This is a genomic window from Gemmatimonas sp. (assembly GCF_044345575.1).
Classification (GTDB): domain Bacteria; phylum Gemmatimonadota; class Gemmatimonadetes; order Gemmatimonadales; family Gemmatimonadaceae; genus Gemmatimonas.
In genome coordinates this window covers 1-9,318 of record NZ_JBIJAW010000117.1, presented here as the reverse complement: position 1 = coordinate 9,318, position 9,318 = coordinate 1, and the positions used below count along the sequence as shown (strand labels likewise).

Below are 9,318 nucleotides of genomic sequence, written 5' to 3'. Positions count from 1 at the left end.
TTCGGCGCCGACAACAGCGACGGCGTGCTGCAGCTCGACAACGAGCGCAAGTACCAGGTGCGCGCGAACGTCGATTTCAGCCCGATGAAGAACATGCAGTTCAGCTGGAACACGGCGTACAACAACTCGCTCATCTCGCAGACGCCGGCCGGCAACAACGCGCAGGGCGTCACGCTCAACGCGTTCCGCCAGAACCGCAACTACTTCGGCAACGCCAACCCGGACACGATCAAGCTCGTGTACGGCCAGAAGCTCAACTCGAACATCGACCGCCTGCTCATGGGCGCCACCACCACGTGGACGCCGTTCGAGCGCTTCTCGAGCCGCCTCGTGCTCGGCTTCGACCGGTCGGCGATCGAAAACCGCAACGTGCGTCCGTATGGCTTCCCGGGTGCCGCGCTCGGCATCATCCAGAATCAGGTCTGGCAGAACAAGATCATCAGCCTGGACTGGGCCAATAACTACGAGATGCAGTTCGGCGACGACCTGAAGGCCACCTTCTCGGCCGGTTCGCAGTACATCAATTCGGTGGTGGGTGACGTGGTCGCCTACTCCGAGAACTACCCGGCCCCGACGAACCCCACCGTGGCCTCGGGCTCGCTGCGCAACGCCGATGAAAACCGCCTGAAGAACATCACGGGTGGTGCCTTCACCCAGGCGCTCTTCGGCCTCAAGGACAAGTACTTCGTCACGGTCGGCGCCCGCGTCGACGGCAACAGCGCCTTCGGTGAGGACTTCGGCTTCCAGACCTACCCCAAGGCTTCGGCCTCGTGGGTTGTCTCCGACGAAGGCTTCTGGAAGGAGAACCTGGGCACGCTCAAGTTGCGTGCGGCGTATGGTCAGGCCGGCCGCGCTCCCACGGCGTTCGCCGCCGTGCAGACGTGGGATCCGGTCGGTTGGGGCACCTCCCCCGCCGTGCGTCCGCTCAACCTCGGCGACCCGAACCTCGGCCCCGAGCGCACGACCGAAACCGAAATCGGCTTCGACAACACGCTCTTCAACGGCCGCTTCAGCGTGGACTTCACGTGGTTCAAGGCCGTGACTGACGACGCGCTCTTCTTCGTGCGCAACGTGCCGACGAACGGCTTCCTCGCGAGCTCGCTGAGCAACGCGGGCAAGATCGAGAAGAGCGGTATCGAGGCGGCCGTCAACGCCACGCTGCTGGAGAAGACGAACCTCGACATCAAGGCCGGCCTCAACGTGAGCACCAACCAGAGCAAGGTGCTCAGCCTTGGTGGTGCGCCCTCGTTCAGCGTGGGCAACTTCGGCTGGGTGATCGAAGGCCAGCCGGCGCCCGTACTGCGTGGCCGTCTGATCAAGAACGCTGATGAGATCGGTGCGGCCGTCGACACGGTATTCAACCACACCTTCGGGCCGTCGCAGCCGACGCTGATCGTCTCGCCGTCGCTCAACATCACGACGTGGAAGGGGATCAACATCTCGGCCCGTGGCGAGTATCAGGGTGGTGCCTTCATCAACGAAGACGCCTCTTTCCAGGCGCTCTCGCGCTCGGTGCTGTGGCCCACGTGCACGCGGGCCTACGCCGCCATCGCGGCCAACCAGCCGCTGTCGCCGCGCGAGACACTCACGTGCATTCCGCGTAACGCGCGTCAGGACATGTTCATCTTCCCGGCGGACTTCTTCAAGGTTCGCGACATCACCGTCACCGTGCCCCTCGGCAAGCTCATTCCGCACACGGCGAGCAGCTCGCTCGTGCTGTCGGCGCAGAACGTCTTCCGGCGCAACTTCGGCATGCCGCTGTTCGACCCCGAAATGTCGGGTAACGACGGTTTCAACGTGGGCGTGCGCTACATCTCCGAGCACATCCCCGCGGCGGCGAATTTCCTGACGTCCCTGCGCATCTCGTTCTGAGGCCACCGACCATGACGATGAACATTCGCGCCTTCGTGCGCACGGCTCCCGTCGCGGCTCTGGCTCTTGCTGCCGGCTGCGATCTGAAAGTCACCAACCCGGGCCCCATTCAGGCGGTCTTCCTCGACAACCCCGCGGCGCTCACCGCCATCGTCAACGGCGCCGGCCGTGACCTGGCGGAGGGTCTCAACTGGACGTCGTACACCAGCGCCGCCGTAACGCGCGAAGTGCTGCCGTCCGGATCGACCGCCGCGTTCGGCATCTCGGTGCGCCAGCAGCTCGGCATCCTGTCCCCGGACGATGGCAACGAGTGGTGGAACCTGTCCCAGCGCGCGCGCTGGACCGCCGAGAGTGGCGTGAAGCGCGTAAAGGAAGTGCTGGGAGCCGGTGCGACCAACAGCGCCACGCTCGCCCAAGGCCTCATTTGGGTGGGCTACTCGAACCGCCACCTGGCCGAAAACTTCTGCGACGCGGTGATCGACGGTGGGCCGAAGCAGCCGAACACCGTGTATCTCGATCGCGCGGAAGCGGCGTTCACCGAGGCAATCACCGTCGCGAGCGCGGCCAACAATGCGACGCTCCGCGACGTGGCGACGGCAGGCCGCGCTTCGGTGCGCCTGCTGCGTGGCAACCTCGCCGGTGCGGCGGCCGATGCGGGGCTCATCACGAACAACGCGTTCGTGTACCGCATGCCGTACTTCGTGAACACGGTGGATCAGTACAACCGCATCTACTGGGCGTCGGCCAACCAGCCGTACCGCGCCCACACGGTGTGGGGCACGTTCTACGAGAACTACCGTCGCACGACGCGTGACCCGCGCGTGGCGTACGATTCGAGCCTGACGGTGCGCTTCGGCGACGCGGCGGTGACGAGCCTCGGCGGTCAGGTGCGCTGGTACTTCCAGACGAAGTACCCCGTGCGCGAGTCGTCGATCAACCTGTCGAGCGGCTGGGAGATGCGCCTCATCGAGGCCGAGGCACTGCTCGTGGGCGGCGACGTGAGCGGGGCCATGGCCAAGCTCAACCTGCGTCGCACCGCGCTGAACCTGCCGCTGTGGACCGCCAGCAACGCCGCGGACGCGTGGACGGCGCTCAAGCGCGAGCGTGGTATCGAGCTGTGGCTCGAAGGGCGTCGCATGGGTGACTTCCGCCGCTGGGCCGCGCTCAATCGGCCGGGTGAGCAGGAGAACATGACGGGTCGCAACCTCTGCTTCCCGATCCCGCTGTCGGAGCTCGAGACCAACCCGAATCTCCGCTGAGTTTCGGATAGCAGGACGAAACGGCCGCCGGATGCAATGCATCCGGCGGCCGTATTGTATGTGGTGCAGAGCCGCGCGATCAGAACTCGAAGTTCAAGCCGATCGACGGTAGGAGCCCCACGCTGGCATTGGCCTCCACACGGCGTAGGCGGGGATTCCAGATCGGCGCGGTAGTATTGGCGCGATTGGTGACATTCTGCAGATCGATGAAGGCGATGAACTGCCGGTTGGCCAGCAGCAGGCGTCGATCAATACGAAGGTCGGCCGCGAAGAACGGATCAATACGCTCGGCATTGTAGCGCATGAAGTCGAGCGTACCGGCAAGCGCCCCGCTCTCCACGAACGGCGTGTACGGCAGGCCGCTCGCGCCGCGGACGCGCATGGCCACCTCCCACTTCGCATTGGGGCGCCACCCCAACACCCCGTTGGCCAGCACGGGCGTATCGAACGCCCCGCGGGTGGCCACACCGTTCACTCCGGTGAAGCTCGTGCGGTTCACGCTCGCGCTGAGCTGCCCGTAGAACGGGCTGGCGCCCAGCTTCTTCTGCAGAAATACTTCGGCGCCGTAGGCCGACCCGGTGCCGGTACTCTGCAGTGGCTCGAGGCCAAACGGAATATCGGTGGTGGCATCATCGAATCCACCCGGGCTGAGCACAGCCTGCGGGCGGAAGCGACGCGCGGGGTAGTCCCCATAGCGCTTGCCGTACACCTCGAATTGCACCTTGAGATCGCTCCCCACGAGGCGCGTGACACCAGCCACCACCTGATCGGCGCGGAACGGCTTGAGCCGCGCGGCATTGCCGGCATCACCCACCAGCCAGATGTAGCTGGGGGCCTGCCAGTAGCGCCCTCCAGATAGCGAGAGCGTGGTGGTGGTGTTGAGCTGCAGACTCCCGCTCACACGTGGCGCGATGCGCACGGCGTTGTCGAGGAAACCATACCAATCGCCGCGGAGCCCACCCGACAGGCGCAGCCGCGGCGTGCGCTGCCACGTGGCCTGCACATAGCTCCCATTGCGCAGCGCCGTGAAGCTGGTGTCGACCACGAGCGCGCGCGGCGCTCCCGTCTGGTCGCGACGCGTGAAGCCGGCGAGCGTGGCATCGTAGCGCAGCTGGCTCGCGTACTTGAATATGGTGCCCGTTTCGACCTCGAGCCGCCGTGACGCCATGAAGGTCACGTCGGTGCGCAGCGAATTCTCCCCCTCGCGCGACCGGCTCTCGAGAATGGGCACCAGCAGACTGTCGCGCTGTGCGGTGACGTACCGCGTGTACGTGCGCCCCAGCGTGGTGGTCACGACGCCCTTGCTGATCAGCCGCTTCCACGTGAGGCCACTGAAGTACTGATCCTGCGCCGGCGCCAGCACCTGCGAGTTGTTCACGCGCGCCGAATCGGTGCTGTTGTCGAAAGAGATCGTGCCGCGCGCGCCAATGGTGAGAAAGCTCAACGCATCCCGCCGGTTGGGCCGCCACGTCGCCTTCACCGTGGCGTCGGTGTAGCTGGGAATGAAGCTGAGCCCGATGGCCTTGAAGAGGAGATCGAGGTAGCTCTGACGGACGTTCGCGATGAACGATCCCTTGCTCCCCAGCGGCCCTTCCAGCACCGCACCGAACTGGGTGGCGGCCACATTGACCTCACCGGCCAGGCGTTCGCGGTTCCCCTCGCGCAGCGTGATGGTCGTGGCCGACGACGTGCGATCGCCCAATCGCGCGCCGAAGCCGCCCGCCGAGAGGGAGGCGCTTTCGACGAAGCGGATGTTGATGAGGGAGATAGGCCCGCCGGTGGACCCCTGAGAGCCGAAGTGATTGATGTTCGGCACCTCGATATTGTCCACCACGAACAGGTTTTCGAAGGGCGCCCCACCGCGCACCACGATATCGTTGCGGGCGGCGCTCGTGACGCCGACGCCCGGTGCGATGGAGATGGCCCGCAGCACGTCTTCCTGCGCGCCGGGCTGCCGCCGGACCTCTTCCGCGTCGTATCGCTGCGTAGACACCGGCATGGACGCCGGCATCTGGGCGGGGAACGCCTCGGGGCGTACCGTGACGGCGTCGAGCTGCACGTCGACCGCCCGCAGCGTCACGGTCACCTCGGCCGGCTTCGCCGGCGACACCACGATATCGCCACGTTGCACGGGGGCGAACCCGAGCCGGCGCACCTCGATGGTGGCGATACCCACCCGTACACCGCGCAGGGTGAAGCGGCCGCCGCCATCGCTCTGTGCGGCCACCTCCTGCCCGATCACGCGCACCGTGGCACCGACAATCGGTGCTTCCGTTACTGCTTCGAGCACGCGGCCGGTAATGGAGCCCGTGGCGGCGGGGACCTGCGCGGCAGCGCTCCCGGTTGGCAAAAGCGCGGCCAGCAGGCCGAGGAGCGCCGCAATGCACACACGCATCATGAATAATTCCGACGGGTGATGGACGGCGTGTGCTGGCCGCGCCCGTCGGCGAGGGTTACTGCGCCAGCAGTGCCGTCTCGATGTCCTTGATGAGCGATTCGGGGGTCGCCGTGGGGGCGTACCGCCCGATCACCGTGCCGTCGCGTCCCACGAGAAACTTCGTGAAATTCCACTTCACTGACGTGGTGCCCAGCACACCGGGCTCGGACTGCTTGAGCCACGACCAGAGGGGATGGGCGGCGTCGCCGTTCACCTCGAGCTTGGCGGAGAGCGGGAACGTCACGTCGTACTTGCTGCTGCAGAACGCGCCGATTTCGGCTTCGGTGCCCGGCTCCTGGTGCCCGAACTGGTCGCACGGGCAGCCGATGATGGTGAGCCCGCGCGCCTTGTAGGTGCGCCAGAGCTGCTCGAGTCCGGTGTATTGCGGCGTGAACCCGCACATGCTCGCCACGTTGACCATGAGCACCACGCGCCCCTTGAAGTGGGAGAGCGGCATGGGCGAGCCATCGAGCGCGACGAGATCGAAATCCGTGATGTTGGGCATGGGCCAAATTTCGCACGACTCGTCGGCGAAAGGCACTGGGCCCGGGTGGGATCAGGGAATGCGGAGGGTGAAGTGCGCTTCGGCCACCACCTGCCCGTTCACCTGCAGTTCCACGCGGTGCCGGCCGGCGTAGTAACGTCGCGTGGTGATGGGTTTCACCACATGCCGCTTTTCGAGCGTAACCGTCTCGCCGGCCCCGAGACGGGCACTCCATCCCTTGAACACCTTGGGCGACGTGCGGCCGTCCGCTCTCACGTGATGCACCACGTAGTCCACCGTGAGTGGCTGCGGGGCCCGGGAGCTCGAGGTGAGCGTGGCCGTGAGCGTGACGTGTCCGCCGAGCAGCATGCGCCGAGGCGTAATCGTGAGCGCAGCAGTGCCACAGAGTGCCGTGCCTCGCCCCCAGGCCGTCAGCAGGCGCTGGTTGCCCTGTTTGATGAGCGTCCGACTCGCGTGACGCAGGAGGGCCACGCGCGCCGGCGGCGCGTGAGGCAGGAACCGCTCCACCCAGGCGGTCACCAGCGCGGGATGATCCTTCGCGATGTCGTTCAGATGATTCGCCACACTGCGCCGCACGTAGGCACTGTCGTCATCGAGGAGCGCCTCGAGCAGCGGCAGCGAGGGAGACGGATCGGCGATCAGCGACTTGAGCTGCATCCCCCACGGCAGGCGTGGACGCGTGCCCTCGCTCACGAGGCGACGCACATGTTCCGACTCGTGCGCGAGCCAGGTATGCAGCGTGGCGAACGTCCGCTCGGGATGTCGCACGAGAAACGGCCGGATCGCGAACTCCGCCGTGAAGCGTTGCGTGAGCTCGCGCAGACAGGCAAGCGCGCGCTCGGGGGTGTCGAGGCCACGGCGCGCCACGAACTCGCCAGCCGACCAGAGAAACCAGCCACGCAACGCGGTGGTGCGCTCGAGGTGCGAGGCCGCCGTATCGAAGTCGGGGGCCAGGTGCCGCTCCAGCGCATCGGCAATGAGCATCGCCCGGGCCTTGAGCTCGAGGGGCTCGAGAGACGGGATCACATCGGCAACGAACGCCGTGGCCTTGAACGTGGGCGATGTGCGCGCGAGCTCACGTGCGGCATCGCGCACGAGCGATTCGTTGAGGAACGTCTTGAACGGTTCGGGCATGTGCGGTGTAGTTTACGGCCATGCGCGCTCTCTCCGCTTCGGCCCTGCTGCTGATCGTATCGTCCGCCGCCACGCCGGCCCACGCGCAGCCTGCCGCTACGCGTTCCGGCGCCGGCAAAACGCGTGTCGTGGCCCCGGCAAAGGCCGAGGGCATCAGCGGCAGCTACGCCGGTACCGCCACGGTTCCGCTGGGCGACAGCACCCTCGTCGTGCCGGTGAGCTATCTGTTCAAGGGCACCGCGCCCGCCATCACGGGGACCGCCGTGGTCCCCGGTCAGGGTTCAGGGACGATCAGTCAGGTGGTGCGCGACGGCGCCAAGCTGCGCTTCCGCGTGACCGCCGGTGAGGGGAAGCTCCTCGAACACGACGGGATGGTGGCCGCCAACGGCACCATCGAAGGGTTCGTGAATCTCGACGGGAAGCCCGTGGCGAAGTTCAAGATTGCCCCGGGCGCATTACCCGCCAAACCGGCGTTGCCGGCCGCCGCGAAACCGCGCGGGCGCTGACGTCAGTCGCTGGTCGCGCGCTCAGCCGGCATCCGGGCGCTCGATCTGGAGCGCCTGGAACGCCGCATTGGACACCAGACAGTACGCCGCGAAGAAATAGAAGCCCTGCCCCGCCACGGCCGAGAGGTTGGCCGTGCCCTTCGCGACCAGCAGGGCGATGAGCATCCCCACGGCGAACACGTCGGCCATCGACCACTTGCTGAGCGCCTGCACGAACCGGTACAGCCGATAGGACCAGCCCGAGCCGCGCCCGGCGAAAATGGGGACGAGCAGTGCGGCCTTGGTGACGGGGACCATGACGCTGAACAGCAGGATGAGCCCGGCCACGAAGTCGTTCCCCGAGCCATGGAGACTGCGAATAGCCCCGATGACGCTGCGGGTCTCGTTGGTGAGTTCGCGTTCGCTGCCGAACAGCTCGATCGTGGCGCGGATGGTGAGCACCGGCTCCACCAGCCCAGGCCACAGCAGCCCGAGGGACACGAGCGTGAGTCCCACCGCCAACAGATTCCGTTTGGACATGGCCGAAGGGTAGCGTGAGCACCAGTCCTTGGACACCAGCCATTGGACACCAGCCATTGGACACCAGCCGGTGGGCGACCGTACCTTGCGCGGATGCGTCAGGTTTCATTTTCCCGAAAGGCACGTGGTGCCTGTCGTGCGCTCCTCGTACCGGCGGCGCTGCTGCTGGGCACGGCCGCCCCGCGCCTCCTCGCGGGACAGCCGTCCACCGTCCCCGAGCCCACCGACAGCACGCGCAAGCGACTGGTCGCACGGCGCGCGGTCGCCCGACTGACGATCGACGGCAAGTTGGACGAACCCGACTGGCGTAACGCACCGGTGGCCGGCGATTTCGCGCAGGCGCGCCCGGATTACGTACCCACCACGCGCTACCCCACCGAAGTGCGCGTGCTGTTCGACGACGAGAACCTCTACATCGGCGCCTTCAACCGCGACAGCGCGGGACTCAAGTCCCTGCGCATGCCCGACCTCCGTCGCGACTTCGAGCCCCCCGAGAACGACGTCTTCGGCGCCAGCATCGGTCCGCTGGGAGACCGCCGCACCGTCCTCCAGTTCTCCACCACGCCGCTCGGCTCACAGGCCGATGTCCAGGCGTTCGACGGAGGGGACGCGTTCAACTTCAACTGGGATGCCCTGTGGAAGGTGCGCACCACGCGCGCCGACAGCGGCTGGACGGCGGAGTTCTCCATTCCGTGGCGTTCGCTGCGCTACACCCCGGGGCTAACGAGCTGGGACATCAACTTCGTGCGCAATACGCGACGCGTCGCGCAGTGGAGCGCGTGGATGCCGTATCCGCGGCAGCTCTCGTCGTGGCGCATCTCGTACGGCGGCGTGCTCGACTCCATCAAGCCGCCACCGCCGCGCACCAACATCCGCGTGCGCCCGTACGTGCTCGGCACGAGCGTCACCGATCGCGCGACCAACGCGTTCAACGGACGAACCGGTGATGTCGGCGGCGAGATCATCTGGGCGCCCTCGGCGAACAGTCTGCTCGAAGCCACGGTGAACACCGACTTCGCGCAGGCCGACGTGGACCGTCAGGTGGTGAACCTCACACGCTTCAACGTGTTCCTCCCCGAGCGGCGG

8 protein-coding genes are annotated in these 9,318 nt (G+C 66.7%); 4 read left to right on the top strand and 4 right to left on the bottom strand.

Annotated features, from left to right (window positions below):
• Both ACIQ6O_RS08755 and ACIQ6O_RS08750 read left to right on the top strand, forming a co-directional pair.
• The coding region (locus ACIQ6O_RS08755) for a TonB-dependent receptor domain-containing protein (protein WP_396207397.1) at window positions 1–1,872 on the top strand (1,872 nt) is incomplete at its 5' end.
• Window positions 1,873–1,883: 11 nt separating this feature from the next.
• Window positions 1,884–3,131 (top strand): RagB/SusD family nutrient uptake outer membrane protein, encoded by a 1,248-nt coding sequence (locus ACIQ6O_RS08750; protein WP_396207396.1) that lies wholly within the window; start codon window positions 1,884–1,886, stop codon window positions 3,129–3,131.
• Between the two features lie 79 nt (window positions 3,132–3,210).
• On the opposite strand, the gene ACIQ6O_RS08745 is transcribed toward ACIQ6O_RS08750, so the two are convergent.
• From ACIQ6O_RS08745 to ACIQ6O_RS08735, 3 genes are read right to left on the bottom strand one after another with little or no spacing between them, the layout of a single operon-like run.
• On the bottom strand, window positions 3,211–5,529 hold the full coding sequence (locus ACIQ6O_RS08745; RefSeq protein ID WP_396207395.1) for a carboxypeptidase regulatory-like domain-containing protein: 2,319 nt from the start codon (window positions 5,527–5,529) through the stop codon (window positions 3,211–3,213).
• 55 nt (window positions 5,530–5,584) lie between these two features.
• Window positions 5,585–6,073 carry a glutathione peroxidase gene (locus ACIQ6O_RS08740; RefSeq protein WP_396207394.1) on the bottom strand — a complete coding sequence of 163 codons (489 nt, stop codon included), beginning with the start codon at window positions 6,071–6,073 and terminating at the stop codon, window positions 5,585–5,587.
• A gap of 51 nt (window positions 6,074–6,124) precedes the next feature.
• The gene (locus tag ACIQ6O_RS08735; protein WP_396207393.1) at window positions 6,125–7,207 is read right to left on the bottom strand and encodes a DNA alkylation repair protein; all 1,083 of its coding nucleotides are present in this window, start codon (window positions 7,205–7,207) and stop codon (window positions 6,125–6,127) included.
• Between the two features lie 20 nt (window positions 7,208–7,227).
• Between ACIQ6O_RS08735 and ACIQ6O_RS08730 the strand changes: the two genes are divergently transcribed.
• On the top strand, window positions 7,228–7,713 hold the full coding sequence (locus ACIQ6O_RS08730; RefSeq protein ID WP_396207392.1) for a hypothetical protein: 486 nt from the start codon (window positions 7,228–7,230) through the stop codon (window positions 7,711–7,713).
• Between the two features lie 21 nt (window positions 7,714–7,734).
• Here the strand turns inward: ACIQ6O_RS08730 and ACIQ6O_RS08725 are convergent, their stop codons facing one another.
• Entirely contained in the window at window positions 7,735–8,232 is a 498-nt protein-coding gene (locus ACIQ6O_RS08725) for a paraquat-inducible protein A (RefSeq protein WP_396207391.1), read from the bottom strand.
• A 93-nt stretch (window positions 8,233–8,325) separates the two neighbouring features.
• Here ACIQ6O_RS08725 and ACIQ6O_RS08720 point away from each other — a divergent pair.
• On the top strand, window positions 8,326–9,318 hold a 993-nt coding region (locus tag ACIQ6O_RS08720; RefSeq protein ID WP_396207390.1), incomplete at its 3' end, for a carbohydrate binding family 9 domain-containing protein.

Excerpts from the sequence above, each read along its gene's own strand:
- ACIQ6O_RS08745 (WP_396207395.1), bottom strand. The coding sequence starts at position 5,529 with ATGATGCGTGTGTGCATTGCGGCGCTCCTCGGCCTGCTGGCCGCGCTT.
- ACIQ6O_RS08740 (WP_396207394.1), bottom strand. The coding sequence starts at position 6,073 with ATGCCCAACATCACGGATTTCGATCTCGTCGCGCTCGATGGCTCGCCC.
- ACIQ6O_RS08735 (WP_396207393.1), bottom strand. The coding sequence starts at position 7,207 with ATGCCCGAACCGTTCAAGACGTTCCTCAACGAATCGCTCGTGCGCGAT.
- ACIQ6O_RS08750 (WP_396207396.1), top strand. The coding sequence starts at position 1,884 with ATGACGATGAACATTCGCGCCTTCGTGCGCACGGCTCCCGTCGCGGCT.
- ACIQ6O_RS08725 (WP_396207391.1), bottom strand. The coding sequence starts at position 8,232 with ATGTCCAAACGGAATCTGTTGGCGGTGGGACTCACGCTCGTGTCCCTC.
- ACIQ6O_RS08730 (WP_396207392.1), top strand. The coding sequence starts at position 7,228 with ATGCGCGCTCTCTCCGCTTCGGCCCTGCTGCTGATCGTATCGTCCGCC.